At 67.8% G+C, this 25,708-nt stretch carries 25 protein-coding genes; 9 read left to right on the top strand and 16 right to left on the bottom strand.

The features are described 5' to 3' along the window. Positions 1-39: 39 nt before the first annotated feature. Positions 40-939, top strand: coding sequence for a cutinase family protein (locus ACFQ9R_RS07215; RefSeq protein ID WP_378989549.1), 900 nt, complete (start codon positions 40-42; stop codon positions 937-939). A 54-nt stretch (positions 940-993) separates the two neighbouring features. Here ACFQ9R_RS07215 and ACFQ9R_RS07220 read toward each other — a convergent pair whose 3' ends face one another. From ACFQ9R_RS07220 to lysX, 3 genes are all read right to left on the bottom strand, one after another. Then, a complete protein-coding gene (locus ACFQ9R_RS07220; RefSeq protein ID WP_378989412.1) occupies positions 994-1,614 on the bottom strand; it encodes a histidine phosphatase family protein in 621 nt (206 codons plus the stop codon). A gap of 118 nt (positions 1,615-1,732) precedes the next feature. Continuing rightward, positions 1,733-2,050 (bottom strand): hypothetical protein, encoded by a 318-nt coding sequence (locus ACFQ9R_RS07225; protein WP_378989413.1) that lies wholly within the window; start codon positions 2,048-2,050, stop codon positions 1,733-1,735. A 162-nt stretch (positions 2,051-2,212) separates the two neighbouring features. Continuing rightward, positions 2,213-5,521, bottom strand: a complete 3,309-nt coding sequence (gene lysX, locus ACFQ9R_RS07230; RefSeq protein ID WP_378989414.1) for a bifunctional lysylphosphatidylglycerol synthetase/lysine--tRNA ligase LysX — start codon at positions 5,519-5,521, stop codon at positions 2,213-2,215. A gap of 121 nt (positions 5,522-5,642) precedes the next feature. Here lysX and ACFQ9R_RS07235 point away from each other — a divergent pair, with 121 nt between their 5' ends. Next, entirely contained in the window at positions 5,643-5,864 is a 222-nt protein-coding gene (locus ACFQ9R_RS07235; protein WP_378989415.1) for an RNA-binding S4 domain-containing protein, read from the top strand. A 22-nt stretch (positions 5,865-5,886) separates the two neighbouring features. On the opposite strand, the gene rraA is transcribed toward ACFQ9R_RS07235, so the two are convergent. The 7 genes from rraA to ACFQ9R_RS07270 form a co-directional block, all read right to left on the bottom strand. Next, positions 5,887-6,375, bottom strand: coding sequence for a ribonuclease E activity regulator RraA (gene rraA, locus ACFQ9R_RS07240; protein ID WP_378989416.1), 489 nt, complete (start codon positions 6,373-6,375; stop codon positions 5,887-5,889). A gap of 46 nt (positions 6,376-6,421) precedes the next feature. Continuing rightward, on the bottom strand, positions 6,422-6,877 hold the full coding sequence (locus tag ACFQ9R_RS07245; protein ID WP_378989418.1) for an SRPBCC family protein: 456 nt from the start codon (positions 6,875-6,877) through the stop codon (positions 6,422-6,424). Between the two features lie 65 nt (positions 6,878-6,942). After that, entirely contained in the window at positions 6,943-7,887 is a 945-nt protein-coding gene (locus ACFQ9R_RS07250; protein ID WP_378989419.1) for a CopD family protein, read from the bottom strand. Positions 7,888-7,893: 6 nt separating this feature from the next. After that, the gene (locus ACFQ9R_RS07255; RefSeq protein ID WP_378989420.1) at positions 7,894-8,418 is read right to left on the bottom strand and encodes a copper resistance protein CopC; all 525 of its coding nucleotides are present in this window, start codon (positions 8,416-8,418) and stop codon (positions 7,894-7,896) included. Continuing rightward, positions 8,418-9,071, bottom strand: a complete 654-nt coding sequence (locus tag ACFQ9R_RS07260) for a YcnI family protein (protein WP_378989421.1) — start codon at positions 9,069-9,071, stop codon at positions 8,418-8,420. Before ACFQ9R_RS07260 ends, ACFQ9R_RS07255 begins: the two co-directional genes overlap by 1 nt. Before the next feature lie 41 nt (positions 9,072-9,112). Next, entirely contained in the window at positions 9,113-9,646 is a 534-nt protein-coding gene (locus ACFQ9R_RS07265; protein ID WP_378989422.1) for a hypothetical protein, read from the bottom strand. 7 nt (positions 9,647-9,653) lie between these two features. Continuing rightward, a complete protein-coding gene (locus ACFQ9R_RS07270) occupies positions 9,654-10,328 on the bottom strand; it encodes a DUF6474 family protein (protein WP_378653445.1) in 675 nt (224 codons plus the stop codon). Between the two features lie 134 nt (positions 10,329-10,462). On the opposite strand from ACFQ9R_RS07270, the gene ACFQ9R_RS07275 reads away from it, so the two are divergent. The 4 genes from ACFQ9R_RS07275 (at position 10,463) to ACFQ9R_RS07290 (ending at position 15,551) form a co-directional block, all read left to right on the top strand. Further along, a complete protein-coding gene (locus ACFQ9R_RS07275; protein WP_378989423.1) occupies positions 10,463-12,211 on the top strand; it encodes a TM0106 family RecB-like putative nuclease in 1,749 nt (582 codons plus the stop codon). A gap of 13 nt (positions 12,212-12,224) precedes the next feature. Next, on the top strand, positions 12,225-14,186 hold the full coding sequence (gene htpG, locus ACFQ9R_RS07280; RefSeq protein WP_378989424.1) for a molecular chaperone HtpG: 1,962 nt from the start codon (positions 12,225-12,227) through the stop codon (positions 14,184-14,186). Positions 14,187-14,286: 100 nt separating this feature from the next. Next, entirely contained in the window at positions 14,287-14,736 is a 450-nt protein-coding gene (locus ACFQ9R_RS07285; protein WP_378989425.1) for a GNAT family N-acetyltransferase, read from the top strand. A gap of 8 nt (positions 14,737-14,744) precedes the next feature. Continuing rightward, complete coding sequence (locus ACFQ9R_RS07290) at positions 14,745-15,551, top strand: class I SAM-dependent methyltransferase (RefSeq protein WP_378989426.1); 807 nt, start codon at positions 14,745-14,747, stop codon at positions 15,549-15,551. A 56-nt stretch (positions 15,552-15,607) separates the two neighbouring features. On the opposite strand, the gene ACFQ9R_RS07295 is transcribed toward ACFQ9R_RS07290, so the two are convergent. After that, positions 15,608-16,375, bottom strand: coding sequence for an SDR family NAD(P)-dependent oxidoreductase (locus tag ACFQ9R_RS07295; RefSeq protein ID WP_378989427.1), 768 nt, complete (start codon positions 16,373-16,375; stop codon positions 15,608-15,610). 149 nt (positions 16,376-16,524) lie between these two features. Between ACFQ9R_RS07295 and ACFQ9R_RS07300 the strand changes: the two genes are divergently transcribed. Together ACFQ9R_RS07300 and ACFQ9R_RS07305 are read left to right on the top strand one after the other, a co-directional pair. After that, positions 16,525-17,403: an SDR family NAD(P)-dependent oxidoreductase gene (locus ACFQ9R_RS07300; RefSeq protein WP_378637828.1), complete on the top strand. Its 879-nt coding sequence runs from the start codon at positions 16,525-16,527 to the stop codon at positions 17,401-17,403. After that, positions 17,400-18,038: a TetR/AcrR family transcriptional regulator gene (locus ACFQ9R_RS07305; protein WP_378989428.1), complete on the top strand. Its 639-nt coding sequence runs from the start codon at positions 17,400-17,402 to the stop codon at positions 18,036-18,038. Before ACFQ9R_RS07300 ends, ACFQ9R_RS07305 begins: the two co-directional genes overlap by 4 nt. On the opposite strand, the gene ACFQ9R_RS07310 is transcribed toward ACFQ9R_RS07305, so the two are convergent. The 5 genes from ACFQ9R_RS07310 to ACFQ9R_RS07330 all read right to left on the bottom strand — a co-directional run bounded on the left by ACFQ9R_RS07310 (position 18,035) and on the right by ACFQ9R_RS07330 (position 25,005). Further along, positions 18,035-21,619: a P-loop NTPase fold protein gene (locus ACFQ9R_RS07310; RefSeq protein WP_378989429.1), complete on the bottom strand. Its 3,585-nt coding sequence runs from the start codon at positions 21,617-21,619 to the stop codon at positions 18,035-18,037. The two genes, ACFQ9R_RS07305 and ACFQ9R_RS07310, sit on opposite strands and share 4 nt — an antisense overlap. 117 nt (positions 21,620-21,736) lie before the next feature. Continuing rightward, complete coding sequence (locus ACFQ9R_RS07315) at positions 21,737-22,444, bottom strand: TMEM165/GDT1 family protein (protein ID WP_378989430.1); 708 nt, start codon at positions 22,442-22,444, stop codon at positions 21,737-21,739. 359 nt (positions 22,445-22,803) lie between these two features. Then, entirely contained in the window at positions 22,804-23,331 is a 528-nt protein-coding gene (locus ACFQ9R_RS07320) for a peptidase (protein WP_378989431.1), read from the bottom strand. 271 nt (positions 23,332-23,602) lie between these two features. Further along, positions 23,603-24,226, bottom strand: a complete 624-nt coding sequence (locus tag ACFQ9R_RS07325) for a superoxide dismutase (protein ID WP_194825332.1) — start codon at positions 24,224-24,226, stop codon at positions 23,603-23,605. A 167-nt stretch (positions 24,227-24,393) separates the two neighbouring features. After that, positions 24,394-25,005, bottom strand: a complete 612-nt coding sequence (locus ACFQ9R_RS07330) for a hypothetical protein (RefSeq protein WP_378989432.1) — start codon at positions 25,003-25,005, stop codon at positions 24,394-24,396. Positions 25,006-25,341: 336 nt separating this feature from the next. Between ACFQ9R_RS07330 and ACFQ9R_RS07335 the strand changes: the two genes are divergently transcribed. Beyond that, positions 25,342-25,701 (top strand): rhodanese-like domain-containing protein, encoded by a 360-nt coding sequence (locus ACFQ9R_RS07335; protein ID WP_378989433.1) that lies wholly within the window; start codon positions 25,342-25,344, stop codon positions 25,699-25,701. Positions 25,702-25,708: the final 7 nt, after the last annotated feature.

Below are 25,708 nucleotides of genomic sequence, written 5' to 3' on the forward strand. Positions count from 1 at the left end.
TTGCTCTCACATCGACGAGCAAGGGTGAACTGGAGCGGTATGCAGTTGAAGAAGGTTGTCGCGGCTCTGGGAGCGTCCGCGGCGATGATGTCCGGAATTGTTGTCGGCAGCACGAGCGCGAGCGCGGCGCCCGCCTGCCCGAGTCTTTATGTCGTCGCCATTCCCGGCACCTGGGAAACCGGCCACGAGAAGGCCCCCGGCCCCGGCATGCTCGCCGGCGTCACCAACGGCCTACCGAGAAACACCGACGTCGACTACGTCACCTATGCCGCGACCGCGTTCCCCTGGGAGGGCGATGTCTACGGCAACTCCAAGAAGCAGGCGGTCGACGCCGCCCGCGGGCTGATCAGCGAGAAGCTGGCCTCCTGCGGCAACACCAAGGCCGCGATCGTCGGCTACAGCCAGGGTGCCGACGCCGCAGGCGATCTGGCCGCCGAGATCGGCACGGGTATCAGCCCGATCCCGCAGGACCGGGTCGCCGCTGTCGGCCTCATCTCCGATCCTCGTCGTTCGCCGACCGATATCCAGGTCGGCCCGCATGCCGCGGGCGCCGGTGCCGGTGGCGCTCGGCCGGGTGGCTTCGGTTGGCTGAGCGACCGCACCCGCACGATCTGCGCGGTCGACGATCTGTACTGCGCGACCGCTACCGACGACTTCGTGACGCGGTTCGCCGGCTTCCTCGCACAGAGCTCGGACGCGAACCCGGCCAACCTGTGGCGCTACCAGCTCGAGGCCGGAGCGATCGTGAGCGACCTGATGTCGTTCGGCGGCATCCCGACGCTGGGGGCGCAGCTGACGGACGCGGCCAACCAGAAGCGGGCCAAGGACCTGGAGCAGTTCTACCGTTCGCAGGCGCACACGCTGTACGGCAGTTACTCGGTGGGTGGCGGGCAGACCGCCATCAGCTGGATGCACAACTGGATCGCTCAGGCGGCCTGAGTCGTTCGCGCAGAGCCCGGTATCGCTTCGGCGGTGCCGGGCTCTTTCGTGGATCTAGGGCGTGGTTCGGGACAGGTACCTGGGGAGCAGGTTCCAGACGTGGGCGTTCTCGTTGATGGTGGCGGCGGTGCGGGTGCCGGTGCGGGAGTAGAGGATTCGGGTGATCGAGCAGTAGTCGATCGGGAAGGTGAGGGGGCGGGGGAGGGCCAGGATGTCGGCCAGGAGGACGTTGATGACGCCACCGTGGGCGAAGGCTACGACGGTGTCGCCGGGAGCTGTGGTGGCGACCAGGGTTTCGACGGCGGTGAGGACTCGCGTGGTGAAGGCGGGGCCGTCGATCTGGTCGGGGAGATGGCCCGCCTTGATGCGGGCGTAGGCGTCGGCGAATTCGGTTTTCGCGTCTTCGATCGGAATGTAGGCGGGCAGGTCGCGGTCGTACTCGGCGAGGTCGTCGATGACGTCGACCGGCAGGTCGCGTGCGGTCGCGGTGGGGAGCGCGGTGTCGCGGGCGCGGCGCTGGGGGCTGCTGACGATGCGAGCGATCTCGTGGGGTGCGAGCGCGGCGGGGACGCGGTCGGCTTGGAGCTTGCCGATGTCGGTGAGGCCGGGGTCGGCGGCGGTGGTGTCGCCGACTACGCGTTCGGGTTGGGCATGACGCACGAGTATCAGCTGCACGGTCAACACTCTGCCCTATCCGCCGGATACCAGGGCTCGGGGCCACCCACAGCCGAAACGGACTCGCGGGGATGCCTCGTCGTCGACCGAGGGTATCGCCGCGAGTCCTCCGGCTAGGTCAGGACTGGCCGTAGGGCGGCTGGCCGTAAGGCGGCTGACCACCCTGCGGGCCGTTGTAGGGCGGCTGACCACCGTTGTACGGCGGCTGGTCGCCCTTCTTCTTGTTCTTGAGCAGGAAGATGCCGCCGACGATGAGCACCACGATGATCAGGCAGCAGATGCCGCCGATGATCAGGCCGGAGCTGTTCTTCTTTTTCTTCTTGGCCGCGAGTTCCAGCGCGGTGTTGACTGCGTCCGAGCTCGCCAGGGTGTCGAAACTGCTGGTGAACATGTGCGGATCGACGAGTGTGGCTGTGGTCAGCAAGTCCAGATACATGAAATCCCATCCCGATGTGTTGGTGGTCCGGCATCCTCCCGGTGCCGGAACTCCGAGAGTAACGGTCTCACTGTGGCTTTCGGTTCGAAAGCCTCGCAAGCGCCACACAGAGCATGTGTTGATCGCGAACGCGTCGCGATCCGTATACACCTGTACCCGATTTCACCGCGGTTTCACCAACGGGAACGGCAGCGTCTCACGGATGCTGCGCCCGGTGATCAACATGACCACTCGGTCGACGCCCATCCCGAGTCCGCCGGTGGGCGGCATCGCGTGTTCGAGCGCGGTCAGGAAGTCCTCGTCGAGTTCCATCGCCTCCGGATCGCCACCGGCGGCCAGCATCGACTGCTCGGTGAGCCTGCGCCGCTGGTCCACCGGGTCGGTGAGTTCGCTGTAGGCCGTGCCCAACTCGACGCCCCAGGCCACCAGGTCCCAGCGCTCGGCCACCCCCTCGATGCTGCGGTGCGAGCGGGTGAGCGGGGAGACCGAGGTGGGGAAGTCCAGGTAGAAGGTGGGGTAGGTGGTCTGCGACTCCACCAGGTGCTCGTACATCTCCAGCACCACTTGGCCCGCGTCCCAACCGTGTTGGTAGGCCACGCCCGCCTCGTCGCACAGCTCGCGCAGCCGGGCCAGCTCGGTCCGCGCGGTCACCTCGGCGCCGATCGCCTCGGAGACCGCGCCGTGCACGGTCTTCACCCGCCACTCGCCGGAGATGTCGACGGTGTCGAAGCCGCCGTCGTCGTTGGGCCGCAATGCCACCTCGGCACCGTTGGCGGCCATCGCCGCGTGCTGGATCAGCCTGCGGCACAGATGCATCATCTGCTGGTAATCGCTGTGTGCCTCATAGGCTTCCAGGATCGTGAACTCGGGATTGTGGCTGAAGTCGACGCCTTCGTTGCGGAAGGTACGGCCGATCTCGAACACCTTCTCCATGCCACCGACGCACAGCCGTTTGAGGTAGAGCTCGGGGGCGATGCGCAGGTACAGGTCGAGGTCGTAGGCATTGATGTGGGTGCGGAACGGAGTGGCGTTGGCGCCGCCGTGCACCTGTTGCAGAATCGGCGTCTCCACCTCGAGAAAGCCCCAGACATAGAGCGAATCGCGCAGTGAGTGCAGGACCGCGCTGCGCTTGGCCATCACCTCGCGGGTCTCGGGGTTGATCGCCATGTCCACATAGCGTTGCCGGACCTTCGCTTCCTGATCGGCCAGCCCACGCCACTTGTCGGGCAGCGGATGCAGGCATTTGCCGTTCATCCGCCAGTCCTGCGCGAGCAGTGACAGCTCACCGTTGCGGCTGGCGCCGATCTGCCCGCTCACCTCGATGAGATCGCCCAGGTCGAAGAATTCGGTGAACTCGTTGCTGCGATCGGCGCCCACCCGTTCGCGATCGATCACCAGCTGGATCTCGCCGGTCCAATCGCGGACCAGCGCGAAGATCACGCCGCCGTAGTCGCGAATCCGCAAGAGCCTGCCCGCGATACGCACGGTGGTGCCCTTGGGGCAGCGTCTGGCCTCGGCGATGTCGTGGGTCGGCGGGTAGGCGACCGGATAGGCATCGATGCCCGAAGCCGTGAGCCGGTCGAGTTTGTCCAGGCGCACCCGCACCTGTTCGGGCCTGCGTGGACCCTGTTCGGCGTCGGCGCCCTCCGGTGCGTCCGGTGCGCTGCCGTCGGCGTGCAGGCCGGTGACCGTCGCGGGGACCGCCGCCGTCGTGCCGGTGTGCACGCCCGCGTCGGGCGCCTTGCCGATGCGCGGCAGGAACCCTTCGGCCAGCCCGCTCGCCGTGGCCACCCGCGGCAACTGCCTGCGTTCCTCGAACAGGAAGAACCGCGGCACCCAGCGCGGGTGGTATTTCACGTTCGACCGGTACAGCGCCTCGAGCTGCCACCAGCGCGAGAAGAACAGCAGCACCCCGCGCCAGGCCCGCAGGATCGGACCGGCGCCGATCCGGCCGCCTTCCTCGAACACCGATCGGAACACCGCGAAGTTCAGCGACACCTTGGTGATGCCGTACTGGTCGGAGTTCAGGGCGAGCTGCGAGATCATCAGCTCCATCACGCCGTTCGGGCTCTGCGGGTCGCGGCGCATCAGTTCCAGCGAGACGCCGGTGCGCCCCCACGGGACCAGCGAGAGCATGCCGTGCACGCGGTCGTCGTGGTCCACCGCTTCGACCAGCAGGCAGTCGCCGTCGAGTGGGTCGCCGAGGCGGCCCAGCGCCATCGAGAAGCCGCGCTCGGTCTCGGTATCGCGCCAGGCGTCGGCCCGCGCGACGATTTCGGCGAACTCGGTGGCGGGAATGTCGCGGTGCCTGCGGATCCGCACCTCGAGGCCGTTCTTGCGCAACCGGTTCGCGGCCTGACGCACCTGCTTCATCTCCGGGCCCGCCAGCGAGAACGTGCGGGTGTCGAGGATCGCCTCGTCACCCAGCCGCAGCGCCGACAGGCCCGCCTTGCGGTACGCGGTGGCGCCGAGTTCGCCGGCGCCCATCACGGCCGGCTGCCAGCCGAACCGGTCGGCCTGCTCGAGCCACGCCTGAATCGCCTGTGGCCACGCCTGTTTCGGGCCGATCGGATCGCCACTGGCCAGGCACACACCCAACTCGACGCGATAGGTGATCGCCGCCTTGCCGTTCGGCGCGAACACCACCGCCTTGTCGCGACGGGTCGCGAAGTAGCCGAGTGAGTCCTCGACATCGCTGCTCGCGAGCAGGCCGCGGATCGCCGACTCGTCCAGCGCGGTCATCGCGTTGTCGGCGCGCTGCGAGCGCAACAGTACGACCACCGCGGCCAGCAGCGCGATCGCGCCGAACAGGCCGAGCAGGAAGTTCACCCAGGCTCGCGGATGCCCGTCGAAATGCTCGTTGTTCACCAGCACGGCGGCGGTGACGCGATACACCGCCCACAGCGGACGCTGCACACCCGCGGGCAGCGAACCGGGGAACAGTTCGACCAGGCCCCAGCCGAGCAGGCAGCCGAGCGCGAGCCCGGACACCAGGACACCCAGCGCCTTCCACAGCGCGCCGGGCCGAACCCGGGTGTAGAACTCCTTACGCGCGGCCACCAGTATCGCGATGACCACCACATGCACGACGAAGGCGACCAGCGCGTCCACATCGTCGTCGGCGAAGAAGTCCAGGATGTTCGCCACCGCGTACAGCAGCAGGTACACGACCAGCAGCCACCAGGCGATCCGCTTGCGGGCCGCGGTCGCCCCCGCGAGCAAGCCGACGATCAACGCCCACACGAGGCTCGTGTCGGGGGCATCGAAATAGTAGGTGTCCACATAGTGCCGCGGCACCTGCGTGAGGATCCGCAGGCTGGGCGAAACACTCCACAAGAACAGCAGCACCGCGAACACACCGAGGACCAATCCGGCGATGTGCGGTACCTCGGACAACTTGCCGTGCGCGCGATGGGGCACCGGCGTGCGGTCCTCGACGATGGGGTGCTGCTCGGCCTGCGTGGAAGTCACCGATCCAGTGTGCGTCCAATCGAGCCGGAACCGGGTGGCGGTGGCTGCGGCGTGTTCGTCACCACCCGCAACGCCGGGGCCGGTGGTGACCGGTTTCGCGCGACGGGGTAAGTATTAGCGCATGTCGGAACCAGTTGATGTGCCGATCGATGACGCTGTCATCCGGCTCGGGCAATTCCTGAAACTGGCCAACCTGATCGATTCGGGTTCCGAGGCCAAGACGGTGATCGCGCAGGGCTTGGTGCGCGTGAACGACGAAGTGGAGCTACGCCGCGGCAGGCAACTCGAGATCGGCGACATCGTCGTCCTGGCCGGCAACAAAGTACGGGTGTCCGAGGGCTGACCCTCGAACACCCGCGTCGCCGTCAGTCTTCGGCGCGAACGACCACGCCGTCGGAGTCGCTGTAGAGCATCTCGCCCGGCACGAAGGTGATGCCGCCGAACTCGACGGGCACATCCTGCTCGCCGCTGCCGGTCTGGGTGCTCTTGCGCGGGTTGGTGCCCAGCGCCTTCACCCCGATGTCGAGGGTGCGCAGGATCGCGGAGTCGCGCACGGCGCCGTTGACGACCACGCCGGCCCAGCCGTTGTCCACGCCACGGCCGGCGATGATGTCGCCCACCAGCGCGGTGTGCACGCTCGCGCCGCCGTCGACGACGAGCACCTTGCCCTCGCCCGGCCCGCTCAGTGTCTGCTTGACCAGCAGGTTGTCCTGGAAGCAGCGGATCGTGGTGATCCGGCCCGAGAATTCGGCGCGGCCGCCGAACTGGATGAACTGCGTATCGCAGCTACGGATCTCGGGGCCGATCTCGTCGGCCAGATCGGCGGTGGCCACAACATTCGCTGATTCGGTCATGGATCAGATTGTGTCAGGCCCGCCCGGCCGCGCCATTCGTAGGCTCTCAGACCTGCTCGCTGTGTGATTTCTCGATCTCGCGAATGAGCGCGTCGGTGGTGTGCTGAACCGCGATCTTCACGAACGGCTCGATCGTCTTGCCGAGCATCTTGCCCGTGATGCCGCCGCCGACGGAGAAATCGATGTCCGCGTCCACGGTGCACGCGATCTCACCCTTGGGAATGAACCTGAAGGTCGCGACGATCTCGATGCCCTTGATCGACTTGGTGGCGATCAACCGGCCCTCTTCCCAGCCGACGACCTCGACGCGCGAGGTCAGCGACGCGGGGCCGAGCTTCATCTTCCCGTCGAACGTCGCGCCGAGGCCGTCGGTCTGCGCGGTGAGGGGTGTGAAGGATTCGATGCCGTACCAGAACTTCGGCAGATTGCGGTAGTCGTTCATGAACGCGAACGCCGCTTCGGCGGGCGCGGCGCAATCTTCGGCGATCCTCACTTCGGTCATAGCGGCCACTCTAATCGGTGGAATCGAGGCCGAACGGCACTCGACACCGAACGTGATCGAGGTGACTACCCGGTCACGGCCAGCGTCGCTGCCAGGCCGAATGCCACCGCCATCACCAGTACCTCGGCCGCCGCGTTGCGCAGGGAGACCTCGGCGGTCACGCGGTGGTCGCCGGCCTTGGGGACCCAGGATCGACGCCACCACCAGCCCAGCGCGACGAGCACACCCAGGATGATGAGCTTCGCGAGCAGAATCCGTCCGTAGCCGCTGGTCAGCAGCGAGGTGATGCCGCCGAGGCGGACCAGGCCGTTGATCAGGCCGGTGAGCGCGACGACAACGACCAGGGGCGCGGCGAGCCTCGAGTAGTGCGGCAGCGTCGCGGCCCATTCGCCCCGGGTGCGCAGCACCAGGACCATCGCGAGCAGCAGGCCGAGCCACAAGGCGGCGGCGAGTGCGTGGACCGCGGCGAGTACCGAGCCGAACATCTGCTGGGACATGTGCCCGGTGATCGGCCGCAGCGACAGCGCGACCGCCGCGAACACGAGCACCAGATCCGCCGACGCGGTGTCGGGTCTGCGGAAGGCCAGCGCCGAGTAGCAGGCGATCGCGCCGGTGCAGAACAGGATCGCGATCCCGATCTGGCCGCCGCTGAGCCTGCCGAGGAAGGTGATGAAATCGCCCGCGTCGAGCTGGGTCACGGCGACGCCGACGATCTCGGCGGCCTCACACACCAGCACGGTGAACTCGGCGGCGAACCAGACACCGGCCAGCGCGGCCAGCGGTCGCCAGGTGACCGTCAGCCGGTCGTTGAGCCGGGGCAGCGCGGCCAGGCCGAGCACCACCGCGCCCACGCCATCGGCGAGCACGCGCGCGAACGCCACCCACGCGAACCCGCCGGAGCTGCGCAATATCCAGGCCAGCACCACCCCGAGCAGCGCGGCGACCACGACCGGCACCAGGACACGCCACTGCCGCAGCGCGGCACCGGGCACCCGGCGACCGGTCGTCATCGTCGACTACTTCTTGCGGCCGGACCGGCCGCCGAGCAACGCCACCGCGAGGCCGGCGCCGAACAGCACCACGCCGCCGGCGATGAACACCCACACGGGCACCCCGCCGTCGCCGCCGTCGTCGGCCGTGTCCGCACCCGGACGCGCGCCCGGCGTGCCGGTGCCCGCCTTGCTCAGCGTGAAAGTCCGCGTGCCGCTCACGGGATGACCGTCGGCCGAGGTGACCCGGAACGCGATCGTGTACTCGCCGACCGGCCCCAGCTCACCCAGTTCCACACTCACACTGCGTCCTTCGACCAGCGCCTTGCCCTTCGACCACAGCCTGCCATCCGGGCCGACCACGGTCAGCGACGGAAAGTTCTGCTGCAGTTCCTCATTGAAGGTGACGCTGGCGCGCGCCGGTCCGGCCTCGACGGTCGAACCGTTCTCGGGAACGCTGCTCACCGCGCCGGAATGCGCACTCGCCGTGCCTGCCGCCGCGAAGGCGCAGGCGAACAGCACCGCGAGCAGGCCGACGAGCATCTTGCGCATCACGACGACCGCCGGGAGCGCACGACCAGGCCGAGGCCGAGCGCGGCGGCGAACAGGCCGAGGGCCAGGCCGATGCCACCCATCCAGCGGGCGACGTTGTCGGTCTCCGACTGGGTCGATTCGCCGGAGGCGACCTGGTGATCGCCGCCCTCGGCGCCGCCCTTCGCGGTCAGCGTGATAACCGGCGCGGGGTGCTCGGGCTCGGCGCCGCCGGTGCTCAGCTGGTTCCAGGCCACGACCTTGCCGTCGCTGTAGGTCTGCTGGGTCGGGAAGTTCACGGTGTCCTGGGTCGGCAGCGGGCCGAGCGAGAGCACGAACCGCTGGAACTGACCGGGTCCGACACCGGGATTACCCGGATCGGCGGACCACGCGACCGCTACCGTCTCGCCCTTGTCGTTGCGCTCGACCTTCGACGTCCAGCCCGGCATCGGCTCGGTCCGAACACTTTTCAGGTTCGGCACGGTGACGCGCAGCGCGGTGGTGGACGCGGTATCGGATTCGGTCGGCACCTTGAAGGTGGCGACGGTGTACTTGCCCTGGGCGGCGCCCGGAGCGTCGACGGTGACGTGCGCGGCCGCCGAACCGCAGGCAGCGAGGACCAGGCCCGCCGCGAGAGCGACGGTGCCGGTGCCGCGGGTGATGAAGTTGTGCATGGAATGCCTTGTCGTCCGAAGAATTCTGAGGTGGTCGCGATTCAGGCGAACACCGGCGGTGCGCGCGGACATCGCGCACCCCTCGGACGAGTCCCGCGCGCGACGGCGAGCGGGCCGAACCAGCGAACGGTCGGGTGGACAACAGCGAAGGGACTGCCGAGTACAGCCCGAATCACGCTCGACGCAACGAGGTACAGCCGCTCGGCGACGAGAATCAGTGCGGCACAGGCACATGCTGCCACCAGGTGTGCGGCGATCATCGGCAGGCTCGGCAGATGCAGTAGTCCGTGATGGTCGAGTGTCGCCGACAGCGCGAAGTGCCCGGCCCACTGACCACCGATCAACGCGGCGGCCGTGCGCATCGTCGCGGCATTCGCGAATCGGGCGGAGGGCCCGCGTGGCCCGGTGCCATGGGCGAACATCCCGGCGGTCAGCGAAACCAGCAGCAGCAGTGCGATTTCCGACGACCGCGGTACCCCGCCGCCGCCGATCCCGTGGGCGGCCACCGCCAGCCCGCCCACGAGTACGCCGCAGCCACCACCGCGCAAGCGGGAGGTGAGCTGCGGCGTTGTCACGGCAGGATCAGCGGACGCCGAGGCGGGCGAGCACGTCGTTCTCCAGCACGGACAGCTCGGCCGAGATCGACGCGTGCACGGCCTTGCGACGCGCGGCAGGCATCTGCTCGGCCGTGCGCACGGCCACGTTCAGATCGGCCATGCGCGAGCGGGCCGCTTCGACGAACTTCGTGGTGTCGGCATCGCCCGCCTTGTCGGCGGCGATCTTGTCGAGGGCTTCTTCGGTGTTGGTGATGCGGGCCTGCAGGCGCGCTCCGTGCCCGCTGAACTCGCTCAGCTGGTCCATGCCGATACCGAGCTGCTGGGCCTTGCGCGCGTCGAGCTGCCCGCGCACCATCGTCGCGCCGCGGTAGGCCAGCGGGGCGAGTACCGGGATCAGGACCCGGGCCACGCCGATGTACTTGCGGATCTGGCTCGCGCTGAACAGTTCGCGATCGGCCTTCGCGGCCGCCTTCTGCGCGGCCTTCTCCTCGGCCTGCAGGGTCGCGATCTGCGCCTTGGCCACCTTGTCGGCCGTGCGTGCCTGAGCCTTGGCCGCGCGCCGGGTGACGCGCTCGCCCGCCTTGGCCGCCTTGCGCTCGTTCTTGGCGCTCAGCTTCGCCTCCACCGCGGCTTTGTGCTTGAGTGCTTTCGCCTCAGCGCGTCGGCTCGGCCGCCGCTTCCGCTTGCTGAACAACCCCATGGGATCAGGCCCTCCGTCATGCTCGCCAAGTCATGAGGCAGGACCGCCTTCAAGCGGCCTGCCGTTCTTCGTAGCGTAGTGGGATGAGGGTAGCGATTGGGCATTGTGTCGGGGGTAAGGCCCATACTGCTTGCGTGCGTGCAGCCGAGGACGACTTCGACGGCGGGCCGGTGCGTAGCCCGGTCCCCGCTTCCGCTGCGGATTTCCGCATCGCCTTCCTGGACGCGCGTTCACTGATCGGATGCAGGCATCGTCTGCGCCTCGATGCCGAGAATCCGGGCGTGCTCGCCGAGGTGCGCGAGGATCCGGGCGTGCAGCAGCGGCGCGACGCCGCCACCGCCCATCGCACCAAGGTCCGCGACGAACTGGTCGCGGCCGCCCCCGCCGACTGGGTGGTGATCGACCCGGACCTGCGTGGCGCCGCCAAGGCCGCGGCGACGATGGCCGCCATCGAGGCGGGCGCCCCGCGCATCTGGGGCGGGCTGCTGCCCCAGGAAGCCGATACCGGGCGACGCGGCGGTGTCGAGATCCTGCTGCGCGACGACGATCGTGGCGGCTATATCCCGATCATCGTGGTGAACCACAAGGTCACCGACCCGCGCAGGCCCGACCCGGCCGATTTCCACCCACTGACCTCGGACCTGTTCCGCTGGCAGCCCCGCCGCGACAAGCACGTGAAACTGCGCCCGCAGCCGCGCGACCAGCAGCGCCTGGCCCACCTGTACCGCATGTTGCAGCGCTACGGAATGGCCAGCCCCGCCCTGATCGGTGGCGCGATCGGCCTGGTCAGCGACCGCATCCTGGTGCACGATCTGACGAATGTGCTGGCCGATTACGACCAGCGCTACGCCGACCGTATCGCGGTGGTGCGCGGCGAACTGCCGACCCAGCCGTCGAAGGTGCCCGAGTGCAGGCAGTGCCCGTGGTGGGTGCGCGGGCCCGACGCGCAGCGACCGGCGGGCCCGGAGGCGGTAGCGGAGCGTGACCACGCAGGGCCCTCGGGAGCGCAGCAGTCAGGCACAGCCGAGCCGAGTTGTGAGGCCACGCTGGCGCAGATGCGGGATGTGAGCCTGGTGGCGCCGGGTTCTCGGGCCGACGTGCTGCGCCTGCACGGGATCGAAACGGTCGACGAACTGGCCGCGTGGGAAGGCGACGATCCCGACGACTGGCAGCACGGACCGTTCGCCGAAACCGTCGTCACCGCACGCGCCTGGATCGACGGCGCCCCGCTCGTGCGCCGGTTCGAGCAGGTCAGCGTGCGTCGCGCCGATGTGGAGATCGACGTCGACCTGGAGAGTTACCAGGAAGACGGCGCCTACCTGTGGGGCACCCTGCTCGACGACGTCTACCGCCCGTTCGTCACCTGGGATCCGCTGCCCACCGAGGACGAGGGCCGCTCGTTCGGCGAGTTCTGGACCTGGCTGATGGAGCGGCGCGCCGAAGCCCACGCCCAGGGCAAAACCTTCGCGGCCTACTGCTATTCGCGAACCGCCGAGGACAAGTGGCTCTACGAATCGGCCCGCCGGTTCGCCGGCCGCCCCGGCGTGCCTACCCACGAGGAAGTGCGCGCGTTCGTCGACTCCAAGGAATGGGTCGACATGTTCCAGGCCGTCACGGAGCAGTTCATCTGCCCGAACGGCAAGGGGCTCAAGAAGATCGCGCCGGTCGCCGGGTTCGGCTGGCGTGATCCGGAAGCGGGCGGCGAGGCGTCGATGGGCTGGTACCGCCGGGCCGTCGGTTACGACGACGACATCGACATGTCGCAGCGCACCCGCCTGTTCGTCTACAACGAAGACGATGTCCGCGCCACCCAGGTGCTGCGCGATTGGATGTCGAAGCGGGCCGTAGCCGAGGTTCCCTCACTGGCCGATTTCGGACGGTAATAACATCGGGGGCGTGACTGAGCAGCACGTCGAAACCCTCGAGTTCCAGGCCGAAACCCACCAGCTCCTCGAGCTGATGATCCACTCGGTCTACTCCAACAAAGACACCTTCCTGCGGGAGCTGATCTCGAACGCTTCCGATGCGCTGGACAAGCTCAAACTTGCCGCTTACCAGGACAAAGACCTGGGCGCAGACACCTCCGACCTGCACATCGAGCTGGAGGTCGACCAGGACAAGCGAGTCCTGACCGTCCGCGACAACGGCATCGGCATGTCCCGCGCCGAAGTGATCGACCTGATCGGCACCCTCGCCAAATCCGGCACCGCCGACCTGCGCCGCAAGCTCACCGAGGCCAAGTCCGACGCCGCCGCCGAGGAGCTGATCGGCCAGTTCGGCATCGGCTTCTACTCCACGTTCATGGTCGCCGACAAGGTCGTCCTCACCACCCGCAAGGCGGGCGAGACCGAAGGCACCCGCTGGGAAGCCGCCGCGGGCAGCTCCACCTACTCCATCGACACCGTCGCCGACGCACCGCAGGGCACCTCGGTGACCCTCGAGCTCAAGCCCGCCGACGAAGACGATCACCTCTTCGATTACACGCAGGAATGGAAGCTGCGCGAGATCGTCCGCAAGTACTCCGACTTCATCGCCTGGCCGATCCGCATGCAGGTCGAGCGCACGGTGACCGAGGGGGAAGGCGAGGACAAGGTCGAGAAGACCGTCGTCGAGGACCAGATCCTCAACTCGCAGAAGGCGTTGTGGACGCGACCGCGCAGCGAGGTGAGCGACGAGGAGTACAAGGAGTTCTACCACCACGTCAGCCACGCCTGGGACGAGCCGCTCGAGATCATCCCGATGAAGGCCGAAGGCACCTTCGAATACCAAGCGCTGCTGTTCGTTCCGTCGATCGCGCCGTTCGACCTGTTCACCCGTGAGCACAAGCGCGGTGTGCAGCTCTACGTGCGTCGCGTGTTCATCATGGACAACTGCGAAGAACTGATGCCGGAGTACCTGCGTTTCGTCAAGGGCGTCGTCGACGCCCAGGACCTCTCGCTCAACGTCTCCCGCGAGATCCTGCAGCAGGACCGCCAGATCCAGATGATCCGCAAGCGCCTGGTGAAGAAGGTGCTGTCCACGGTCAAGGACATGCAGGGGGCCGAGGACCAGACCAAGTACCAGACGTTCTGGGCGCAGTTCGGCCGAGTCCTCAAGGAGGGCTTGCTCTCCGACACCGACAACCGCGAAACCCTGCTCACCGTCTCGTCTTTCGCCTCCACGGCCTCGGAGTCCGAGCTCACCACGCTCGCGCAGTACGTGGAGCGGATGAAGGACGGGCAGGACTCGATCTACTACATGACCGGCGAAAGCCGTGCGCAGGTGGAGAATTCGCCGCATCTGGAAGCCTTCACGGCCAAGGGTCGCGAGGTACTGATCCTCACCGATCCGGTCGACGAGATGTGGGTCGGTTCGGTGCCGGAATTCCAGGGCAAGACCTTCCAGTCCATCGCCAAGGGCGAGGTCGACCTGGAAACCGAGGACGAGAAGAAGGAAACCGAAGCCCTGCGCGAACAGCAGGACAAGGACTTCGGCGACCTGCTCACCTGGCTCGGCGGCACGCTCACCGACGTCGCCAAGGAAGTCCGCCTCACCAACCGTCTCACCACCTCGCCCGCCTGCCTGGTCGGTGACGTCTACGACTTCACCCCCATGCTCGAGCGCATGTACCGGGCCTCGGGCCAGGCCCTGCCGGAGTCCAAGCGCATCCTCGAGCTCAACCCGGCCCACCCCCTGGTGACGGGCCTGCGCGACGCCTACGACGCCCGCAAGTCCGACGCGGACGAAGGCAAGGTCCCCGAGCTCGCCGAAACCGCCGAGCTCCTCTACGGCACAGCGGTTCTCGCCGAGGGCGGCGAACTCAAAGACCCCGCCCGCTTCGCCCAGCTGCTGACCGAACGCCTGACCCGCACCGTCTGATCTGGAAATACTGAACTGCCCGCTGCCGTTTCGGTGGCGGGCAGTTTTGTTCACCGGCAATTCTGGTGCTGACTGGTCACATCGGGGTCACCATGGAGTGATGGTGGGGCACGAGATTCGTCGCGCAAGACCCGGCGACTACGACAGCATCATCGGCGTGGTCGACAACTGGTGGGGAAGAGCGGCCGTCCACAACCTCCCCCGCATGTTCCTCGACCACTTCCATCGCACCAGCCTGATCGCCTCCGACGACAACGGAATCTCCGGTTTCCTGGTGGGTTTCGGCTCACCCTCCGACCCCTACACGGCCTACATCCATTTCGTCGCCGTCCGCCCGGATGCTCGCAAAGCCGGCCTGGGCAGAACCCTCTACGAAGCGTTCTTCACCATCGCCCGCTCCGACAACCGCACCGTCGTCACCGCGATAACCTCGCCCGCCAATTACACCTCGATCGACTTCCACCGCAGCCTCGGTTTCGCGGTCGCAGGCCCCATCCCGGACTACAACGGCCCCGGCCGCGCCCTGATCACCTTCTCCCGCCCGGTATGAATGTTGTTATGTCAGAACAGTTGTCCTCCGATGTTCGTCCGTGGGACCTCGTCGCCGAGGGATATGCCGAGACCGGTGCGACCGTGCTCGCGCCCTTCGCCGCGCACGCACTCGAATACGTCACTCTCAGCTCGGAATCGGAGATCGTCGACATCGCGGCGGGTACCGGGTTGCTGAGCATCGCCGCCGCCGAGCTCGGTGCCCGAGTGCAGGCCATCGATCTCTCGCCGTCGATGATCGACCAGCTGGTCGCGGCGGCCGCCGACCACCCCACGGTCACCGCGCAGGTCGGCGACGGACAGGCCCTGCCCTACGAAGACAACCGATTCGACGCGGGCTTCTCCCTGTTCGGGCTGATGTTCTTCCCCGACCGGCCCGAGGGCTTCGCCGAGCTGTGCCGCGTCCTGCGCCCCGGCGCCACCGCGGTGGTCGCCGCCTGGGCGCCCGCGGCCGAATCCTCCCTCATGCGAGCGTTGTTCGGCGCCCTGACTGCGGCGGACCCGACAGCCACACTCCCGCAACCGAATTCGCGCAGCCTCCAGAATCCCCGAGTGTTCGGCGCGGAGATGCGCGCGGCGGGCCTGCTCGACGTGCGGATCCAGCAGCACACCGCCGAGCTCTGCTACCCGGACGCCACCACCCTGTGGGAATCCCTGACCCGCAGCAGCGCGCCGCTGGCTGTCGTGAGAGACGAAGTGGGCGAGGAGGAATGGCAGCGCCGCAGCGAAGCGGCCATCGCCCACCTCACCGTCACCTACCGCCCGAACACCCCGCTGCGCACCACCGCCCTCTTCGGCATCGGTACCGCACCCTGAGACGCCGACGGCGCCCTGCCCGGGTGGGCAGAGCGCCGTGTGGGTGTGCCGCGTGACTAGCGCGGGGCCATGCGCAGCGCGCCGTCCATGCGGATGGTCTCGCCGTTGAGGTAGTCGTGGGACGCGATGTACTCCACCAGCTGGGCGTACTCGTCCGGACGGCCGAGACGCGACGGGAACGGGACGCCTGCTTCGAGGCCCGCGCGGTACTCGGGGGTGACGCCGGCGAGCATCGGGGTGTCGATGATGCCGGGGGCGATGGTGTTGACGCGGATGCCGAACTGGGCGAGGTCGCGCGCGGCGGGGACGGTCATGCCGTGGACGCCGCCCTTGGACGCGGAGTAGGCGATCTGACCGACCTGGCCCTCGAAGGCAGCGACCGAGGCGGTGTTGATCACCACGCCGCGCTGGCCGTACTCGTCGACCGGCTCGGTCTTGGCGATGGCGTCGGCGGCCAGGCGCATCACGTTGAACGTGCCGAGCAGGTTCACGGTGATGACGGTGCGGAACAGCTCCAGGTCGTGCGGGCCGTTCTTGGACAGGATGCGACCCGCCCAGCCGACACCGGCACAGTTCACCACGATGCGCAGCGGCGCCGGGCCCTCGGTGATCTGGGCGATCGCCGCGGCGACCTCGTCACCGCTGGTCACGTCGGCCGCGATCAAGGTGACGCCCACGGGCACGTTGTCGCCCGCGCGCTCGATGGACGCGGGTACATCCAGCCCGAACACAGTGGCGCCCGCGTCGGCGAGGCGCTTGGCGGTGGCGGCACCGAGACCGGACGCGCCTCCCGTAACGATGGCAGCGGAACCCGAAATCTCCACGACAAATCCTCCTGTATTGAATGGCGGCTTATTGTGCCGCTTGCCAATAGTGGCACCCTAGCGTGAACCGGGTGTGGTCTGGAACACGCAGCCACAGCGCTGGGGAAATCGTCGTGAACACCGGTGTTTACCGGTGGTAGCGTGCCGTCATGAGATCGTTCGCCGGTCCGTCGGTAGCCGGACGCAGGGTCCTGATCACCGGGGCCGCTCGTGGGATCGGTGCCGCGCTCGCCCGCAGACTGGCCGCGCGCGGGGCCCACGTCGCCTTGCTCGGGCTGGAGCCGGAACTGCTGGCCGAAGTGGCCGCGGAATGCGGCGACGTGCCGTGGCGGTATTGCGATGTGGCCGATCGGGGGCAGGTCGAGCGGGTGGTCGAGGTACTGGTCGCCGAACTCGGCGGCCTCGATGTGCTGGTGGCCAACGCGGGAGTCGCCAAGCAGATGGCGATGATCGGCGGGGATCCGTCGGTGCTGGAGGAAACCCTCGCGGTGAACGTGCTCGGGGTCGCCTACACGGTGTCGGCGGCGGGTGCGCATCTTTCGCATCCGGGCGGGTATGTGCTGATGATGTCGTCTATCTCCACCGCCGTGCAGTTGCCGCTGGGCGGGGCCTACAGCGCCTCGGCGGCGGCGGTTGCCTCGCTCGGCGCCACGCTGCGCGCGGAACTCCGGTCGACCGGGGCCAAGGTGGGGGTCAGCTATTTCGCCGGGATCGATACCGACATGACGGCGCGTGGATTCGGCACGGCCGCCGCGCACACCGTGCTGGGGGAGACCAGCCTCACCGGGAGCTCACCCGTCGGTCCCGCCGTCGAAGCCCTGGAACGCGCCATCGCCCGACGACGCAAGACCGTGGTCTCGCCCTGGTGGGTAGCGTTGGTCCGCCCGTTCCGGCTGCTGGCCCAACTGGTCGTGCAGCGCGTGCAGGGCGATCGCCTGGCCCGCGCCATCGACATCGCCCGCACCGAGGATGTCCCCTTCACCACCGAACAGCCGGCCCGGCCCCGCAGAATGGAACGGCAATCATGAGCGATTCGACCCTGCGGCAACAACTTCCGCGTGGACGCCACCACCTGTCGCGCGAAGAAGTGATCGCCTCTCAGCGTGAGCGCATTCTCGTCGCGATGGGGGAGGCGATGACCGTGGGCGGCTATGTCGGCACGCCGGTGGCGGCCGTGCTCAAGCGCGCCGGGGTTTCCCGGGAAACGTTCTACGAGCTGTTCCGGTCGAAGGAGGACTGCTTCAACGCGGCCTTCGACCGGGTGTCGAGCGCGCTGGCCGAGAAGCTCCGGACGGTGATCGCCGACTGCGCCGACACCGACGCGCTCACCAGAATGGACCGCATCCTCACCGCCTACTTCGACCACATGATCGACGACCCGGCCTCGGCCCGGCTGTTCCTGGTGGAGGTCTACGCGGTCGGCCCGTCGGCCATCGAGGCACGGATGGACTTGCAACATCGATTCGTCGAGGTGGTCTCCACCATGCTCGGCGCCGAATCCGAGGACCAGCGGTTCGCCTGCGCGACCCTGGCCGCCGCGATCGGCGCCATGGTCACCGGCCGGATCGCCGCCGACGACCCGGAAAGTCTGCGCGGCATCAAGGATCAGCTGATCGCATTGGCCCGCCGTTCCGGAACGCTCTACGGCAGCGCGTTCGCTTAGGTTCGGTGGCGGCTGAGCCCGGAAATCACCCGGCCCGCCGGGAACGACAGCCTGCCGACCTGCTGCACCCACCGCTGCCACGCCGTGATGCTCTCGGGCAACACGATCCCGGCCTGCCCGGCGCGTGCGGTGATATCGCGCAGCGAATCGGACAGCAGCCGCCACGCCTGCGCCTCGGTTGCCGTGAGCCTGGCGTCGGCGGCATTGGCCCAGTGTTCGGTCGACGATCGCGGGCAGAGCCCTTCGACGAATTCCGTCCAGGTCGAGGTCGGCGCCGCAGTGTGCAGATGCGTGAGCAGCACCGGGCCCAACTGCGGGAACGCGACGAGGGCGCCGAGCAGGACGAGCGCGGGCAGACGAGCTTCGTCGGAGCCCTCGTCGGATCGGAGCCGTTCGATCGCGGAGAACAAGCCGTAGCTGTTGGCCAGCCGTTTGACCGAGCGCGGAGTGTTGATCAGTGGGGGACCGAGGAGCCCGAGCAACGTGATCTCGTTGTCGCCCATCGTCATCGGCGCGATGGTCTCGGTGAGTTCGAGGCGGCCGAGGTCGGGAACGGTGGTGGTGCGTTGCGGTGCGGGCAGAGATTCCTGGCGACGAGTCGGCGACGGTGGCGGGGGAGTCGTTGTCGCGGTGGACTGTTCGACCGGAACAACCGTGCTCGGCGCCTCGGCCCGGCGGCCGACGAGGGTGTTCATCATCGAGAGATAGCCGCCCGTTGCGAGCGGCGGCAAGGTGAACACCACCTGAAAGATCTTCTCCAGGTACTGCGGGGGCGTCGACGACCAGTGACCGTCATCGTCGGGGTCGACGACCAAACCGTCGGATTCCGGTCCACCCATGAGCATTTCGCGGTAGTGCGTGGCGATCGAGCGCAGCATCCAGCGCGGGTCGACGGCGACGACAACGACGAACAGTTCGACCGCGAGCAGGAGGTGGATGGCCTCGAGCAGTTGCACCACCCGCTGCGGCGGACAGCGATCGAGGTCGTCGATGTAGAGGACGATGCGGTCGATCGACGGAAACTCGTCGCCGACCGAATCCCGTGCGTTCCGCGGTGATTCGGTGTCGTTTGCGAGCAACAGCCGCGACATCTTGTCGAAGTCCTCCCGGATGCGCGTCATCACACCGAGGCTGCTCCGATAGCCGCCCTCGGCCGCACGGTCGGTGACCAGACCTGCCAATTGGCCTGCGGCGGTGAGGTTGTGCTTCTCGCGTCGCAAGGCGTCGAGGTTGGCTCGGCTGACCGCCAGCGCGGTCGCGCGCTTACTCGCGATGCGTGCGCGTTCGACCTCGACGTTGCGCATGAGCTCGGCGACCGAGTCGGTGTAGCGCTTGCTCATGTGGTGCAACCGTTGCAGGAAGGCGATGGCTAGCACCACCGCCGCGGTGCTCGCGCCACGGGCCAGGTCGGAGAGGAAGAACAGGCCGACGACGCCGGCGATCACCAAGATCAAGGTCAGTGCCCAGCGGACGCGGTTGCCCTTACCGCACAATGCCGCGGTTTCGCGGGCGTTCTGCCACCACTTCTCGTCGGTGGCGGCGCCCGCCCGCTGGTCGAGGGCGTCGCGCTGCTGTATCGCCCGCTCCCACAGCGCGTTCGAGAAGGCGGCACGCAACGCCAGCAGTTCCATCTGCCATCGCGGCGTGGCGGACGGCTCGGCTTCCAGCTCGGCGATCCGCTCGGACTCGGCGGCGATCCGCTCATCGATGTGATGCGCGGCGACGAGGGCGGTCTCCAGCCGCGACATCTGACGCTGCGCTGTCGCGGGATCGATGCCTTCGGTGCGAGACAGCTGCCCGAACATCTCGGTGACCAGGCTCGACCACAGATCGGTCTCGGCGTAGTGCCAGGCATTGAACCGCACCTGCCGCACATGGTGACACGCCCACTGCTGCTTCATGGCGTCGCGCACCCGGTCGTGCAGGAGTCCGAGGAAATGACTCTTGCCCTCACCCCACTCACCGAAGAGGCCGACAGCCAACGGCAGGCTGGTCGAGGCGGAGGTGAGCAGCTCGGCCAGCGCTGTGGCCTCGGTGGTGCGGTCGAGTTGGTCGACGGTGGTGGTGTTGTCGGTGCGATAGGCCGGCAGGCGCGGGTGTTCGAGCTCGGCCTCGAGTCGCCGGACGGTGACGGTGCCGGTGGCGGCGTCGCCGGTGGTGAGGGTGGGTTTGCCGTCGATCAGCTGCCAGATACCCCAATTGCCCTGGGGACGGGTCGTTGTCAGATCGACCACGAGTCGTCGATCGAAGAGTTGCAGCTGCACGACACCGCCGGCATAGCCCGTCGCCAGCACGGGAAGACCATTGATTCTCGCCCACGATCCCCAGGTGCTCGGCCCGGCCGAGGAAGCCGGGACCGCCATGTGGGAATCCGCGAACCTCGCGGGGTTCATCGGCGACGTCTCCGAGCGGGCGCCGACGGTGAAGTGGCTGATGCGGGTAATGACGGTCAAGCCGTCGTCGAAGCCGCACGCGAGCCAATAGCGAGGTTCCTCCGGCGAGCTCGAGCCGTCGGCGGGGAACCTGTCATCGAACGTGGCCAACCAGCGGGCCGGGCCCAGGTGACCGCCCTGCGAGCTCGCCGCACCCGGTTGCCGCGCCGGGTGGTTGTCGAAAAGCGACGTGCGCTGGAGCTGGTCGTACCCGACGGACAGGTACACCTCGACCTCTCCTCGGCCGGTGCCGACCATCAGCAGCCTGCCGTCTTCGGTCTCGGCGATCCAGGCACCGCAGGTGGCAGCGCTGCCGACCTCGACCCGCCCCACCGCTTCCCATGGTTCGGGGGCGTTCGGCTGAATTCGCCAGACGATGACGACGCCGTCGTCGTCCCCGGTGGCGAGCAGATCGGTGCCCGCGTTCCACGCCCCCCACCGCACCTCGGCGAGATGACCGCGCAGCAGTCGTTCGATGTATGGCGCGGTCGGATCGTCCGCACCGGAAGGGGGCCGCTTGACCGGCACCTGACGCACCACCACCGCGCCGTTGCCGTATCCGCAGGCCAGGGTCGGTCGCCCGGCGATCGTGGTCCACGCGCCCCATCGCGCCGGTCCACCCGGTTGGTCACTGAACACCCAGAGCGGGTCGAAGAACGAATCCGCGATATCCGCGGAGGTCCGCCGTACCGGCGGCGCCGCGAAGTCGCGCCACTCGGGTGCCGACCAGACGCGTACCTCGCCGTTGCCCATCCCGACCGCGAGCAACCACGCGCCGTCCACCTCGGTTTGCGTGCCCCACAGTGCCGGCCCGCTGCCGTCGGTCCGCAGGTATATCGACCGCCCGTCGGGCGCTGTCCGTGACTCGCTTCGGCTGATGGCGGTCGCGGTGGATCCGGACGACAGTCTGCCCGCCGGGATATCGGTAGCCCCGGACTGAAACCGCAAGGTCCCGTCGGCGCAGCCACAAACGAGCACCTGCCGACCTTCGATCGTCGCCCACAGGCCCCATTCGGTGGGTGACGCGGCCAGGCTGTCCGGGTCGTCGCTGCCGAAGTAGGTGGCCGACGGCGTCAGCCGTAGGTGGTCGAAAGCTGTCGCCGGTTCACCGGTTGCCGCTGAGCCCGCATCGCCTGCGGCCGCTGTCATCGGATAATTCAACCGCCGAATGCCGCGGCCCCGCAACAGATTCGCGCGTATCGAGGGGGGTGCACAGCAGCGGCGCGACACCGTGTCGGTGCCGCGCCGCTGCGAACCGGCGTGAACTCAGCGTGCGGTCTCGGCCAGCTCATCGCCGTGCACGGCGGGCTTCGCACGCGTGCGCCAGACGGCGACACCGAGGCCGAGCAGCGCGGGTGCGATCAGGGCGAGCACGGCCGAACCCCAACCGCCCAGCTGGGGCGCGAACGCGTCGAGCACGGTTTTGCCCGCGAAGAACAGGAACAGCAGGCCCGAGGCGATGGCGATGCCGCGCTCGGGCAGGTGCTTGCCCGCGAACTTGCCGACCAGGATGGCCAGTCCGCCCGCGGCGACCATGCCGGCGACCGAGCCGATCCAGACGGCCAGCCAGTTGTTGTTGGAGGCGAGGGCGGCGGCGGCGAACATGGTGCGGTCGCCGAGTTCGGCGAGGGTGAAGGCGGAGATGACCACCAGGAAGGCGTTGCGGGCGCTCGGCGGCTCCGGGGCCTCGTCGGAGTCGCTGTCGCTACTCAGCGCGTCGTGCAGGGTCCAGAGGCCGACTACCAGCAGGGTGAGCGCGGTGATGACGGCAATCGCGTTCGCGGGCAGGGCGGTGCCGAGGAAGTGGCCGACGCCCGCGGCGATGAGGTTCACGGCGACGCTGGCGACGCTGATGCCTGCCAGCACCACCCACCAGCGGTAACGCAGCGAGAAGGTCAGCGCCATGAGTTGGGATTTGTCGCCGAGTTCGGCGAGGAAGAGCACGCCGAAGCTCAGCAGGATCGTGGCGATCATGAAGTCAGCTCCCAGGAAAATACTCCGGCCTGTGGCTGAAAGACGGGTGCGCCTTCAGCCACACCGGTCGACGGATCGGTTCGTGGCCGAAGGTCTCGCCCACCGGTGGTCACCGGTTCACGCAGCCGGACCGCGCCGAGTTCGGCGGCGATCAGTATGTCGACTGGGCGATTGCGGGCTACTCCCCTTCGCTGTTCACCACTCTAGTCCGGTTGCTCCCGGTATGCCAAGTCCTGGTAATCCAAATCTCAATGGGCACAATAAGTTTGGGTGTGCGGCGGTGATAGTTCGGTTTCCCTGATTTCAGTGGCACGCAGACCCGTTGCCGAACATTCGCCCGCCCGTCGCGGGCGAAAGAGTCAGGCCGCCAGCAGCATTGCGAGCACGGCAGTATCGGGATCGCTGATCAGATCCATCCCGACCCGGCTCACCAGCGAGGTGATCGTGCCGTCGAGTTCGGCCTCGGCCCATGCCGCGCGATGCTCCAAACCGAGGTGTGGCACGCCGGGCAGCAGCACGCAGCCCGAGGCCGCGCCCGCGCATTCGGGCAGCGACGGACGGGTCTCCGACGGTGGGTGCAGCATCAGCAGCGCCGGCGGGGTGTGCGCGGCGAACCGGCCGGGTTCGATCGCTTCGTCGCCGAGTACCGGCCCCTCGGCCATCACCAGGCCCACCGTGCCCGGTTCCGGGTCGTCGGGTAGCTCCTCGCGCACCCCGAACACTGTGCTGGTCACCAGCAACCCCGGCATCGACGCCACCCGCACGGCCAGCACCAGCACCTGTGCCCATTCCTTGGTGGTATCCGGCCACCGCCCCGACACCACGAACCCGCTCAATCGTCCCCGCGCCTGAAACGGCGTGATCCCGATCGGACCCTGTGTATTCATGATGGCCTCCCGACTAACGGGGGCGACTGTGCCCGTATGACAGGAATAACCCCAAACCCGTCTGGCACACAAGTACCAGTGAGTGCCAGAACGGGCAATCCACGCAAAAGACCTCCCAGTCGATGACCGGGAGGTCTTTCGCGCAACGCCTGATTTCGCAAGAACATGGGTAACTCGTCGGGCACGCCCAGAAGCCTGGGGCACACGACCGCGAGTCCGGTCAAGAACCCGTGGAGCTACCTACGACCGGCAAAATACGCGGAGAGGCGGATCAGCCGAAGATGAGGCCCTTGCCCTGGCCGACGGCCCGGGCGAAGCGGTCCTGCACGTCGGCCCAGTTGACGACGTTCCAGAACGCGGTCACGTAATCGGCCTTGACGTTCTTGTACTGCAGGTAGAACGCGTGCTCCCACATGTCCACCTGCAGCAGCGGGATGATGCCGGTGGGCACGTTGGCCTGCTGGTCGTACAGCTGGAAGGTCAGCAGCTTCTGGCCCAGGGTGTCGTAACCCAGGACGGCCCAGCCGGAGCCCTGCAGCCCGTTGGCGGCAGCGGTGAACTGCGCGCGGAACTTGTCGAATGAACCGAACTGGTCGGCGATGGCCGCGGCCAGGTCGCCGTCCGGCTGGTCGCCGCCGTTGGGGGAGAGGTTCTTCCACCAGACGGAGTGGTTGTAGTGGCCACCGAGGTGGAAGGCCAGGTTCTTCTCCAGCAGCAGGATGGCAGCCAGGTCGCCGGACTCACGGGCTTCCTCGAGCTGCTCGAGTGCCTTGTTCGCGCCTGCGACGTAGGCGGCGTGGTGCTTGGTGTAGTGGATCTCGTTGATCTCACCGGAGATGTGAGGCTCCAGTGCGCCGAAGTCGTAATCCAGTTCCGGCAGCGTGTAGACGGCCACGATGTCCCTTTCCGTGTGTCGGGCTGTGTGCGCCCAGTTCGGACGACAACACCAACCATCATTCGTACACCCGCTCGCTGCAACCCCGCACACGCGGTTCCGCATTCCCTTGCGATCACCGAGATGGAAACTTCGCGGGCGTGGCCTGCGGTCGCGGGCCGCGAATACTACAGCGGCGGTGCGATGTCGGCTTTGGTGGTCCGGGCGTCCCCGGTGGCATGCGCGTCCCACCACCGACGACCACCCTCGATGAACTCGTTCATCGGAATCTCCAGGCCGGCGGTGTTCGTGACGACGATCTTGTCGAACCACACGCGGACGTCGAGTTCGCGCGGGTCGATGCCTTCTTCCTGGGAGAACTCGATGACGTGCGCGGCGATGCGCTGATCGAGCACCGTGTCGAAGCTGAGCAACTCGCTCCACAGCGTCCAGCCGCTGTCGTCGAGGTCGATGAACTCCCAGCCGTGCAACCCGCCGCCGCCGAAGCTCTCGATGGCCTCGTCGAGCTGGTCGAGGCTCAGGGGAAGCACACGGGCGTCGACATCGTCCCAGCGCTGGATGCGCAGGGAGGCCGCGACGCGGGTGACTCCGGTGAAGGTGAGCAGAACTTTCGTGTCGATCGGCGCGGGTCCATCCGTGGGTAGCGTCAGCACCTCCAGAGCGAGTTGCAGCCGGCCCGCCGCGGCATCCACTTCTACCCCTAGACACGTGGATTCGGACAAAGCGGTATTCAAGCCGTTGATGTCGAAACTGTCGAGTAGCCCCCTGCTCACGTTCATGCGCCCAGGCTACCGATCTGGCCGCCCAGATCCCAGGATTTAAGATTTTCTCTAGTGTTCTCGTTTTTATGGAACCGAATCGGTCCCGCTTGCGTCCAAGTAGATGTCGGGACAGAACACACTCCACGAATCCCGACGTCAGCGGCGAACGACCGCTCCGGGATGACATGGAGGGGAGTCCCGGATCGGTCGTTCCCGGCTGGTTCCACCCGGCTGTCGGCGTTGTCGGCAGCCGGTTCCCGTTGGCCGTGTGCTGACCGGTAGCTGAGGCCCGCGCAGCACCTCGTCGTCGCCCAGGCTCGCCCGGCAACGCGCGCGGCATGGCAGGATCGAGGCGTGACGAGCTCCGATGTCCCCACCGTGCCGGTGGGTGCGGTACCCGCCGCGTTCGACGACGCGGACCCCGCGCCGGGTGCGCAGCTGCTCGACGTGCGCGAACCCGACGAATGGAACCTCGGGCACGCGCCGGGCGCGATCCACATCCCGATGGTCGACGTGCCCGCCCGCCTCGACGAGCTCGATATCGACGCCGAGCTCTACGTCGTGTGCCGGCAGGGCGGCCGGTCCATCGAGGTCGTCCGGTATCTCGCCCACATCGGGTACGAAGCGGTCAACGTCGCGGGGGGCATGGTGGCCTGGCAGCAGACCGGCCGCCCGGTGGTCGCCGACGGCGACCACGAAGCCAAGATCTACTAGTCCGGAA

The sequence above is a fragment of the Nocardia sp. NPDC056541 genome (assembly GCF_042794235.1).
In the GTDB taxonomy this organism is placed as follows: domain Bacteria; phylum Actinomycetota; class Actinomycetes; order Mycobacteriales; family Mycobacteriaceae; genus Nocardia.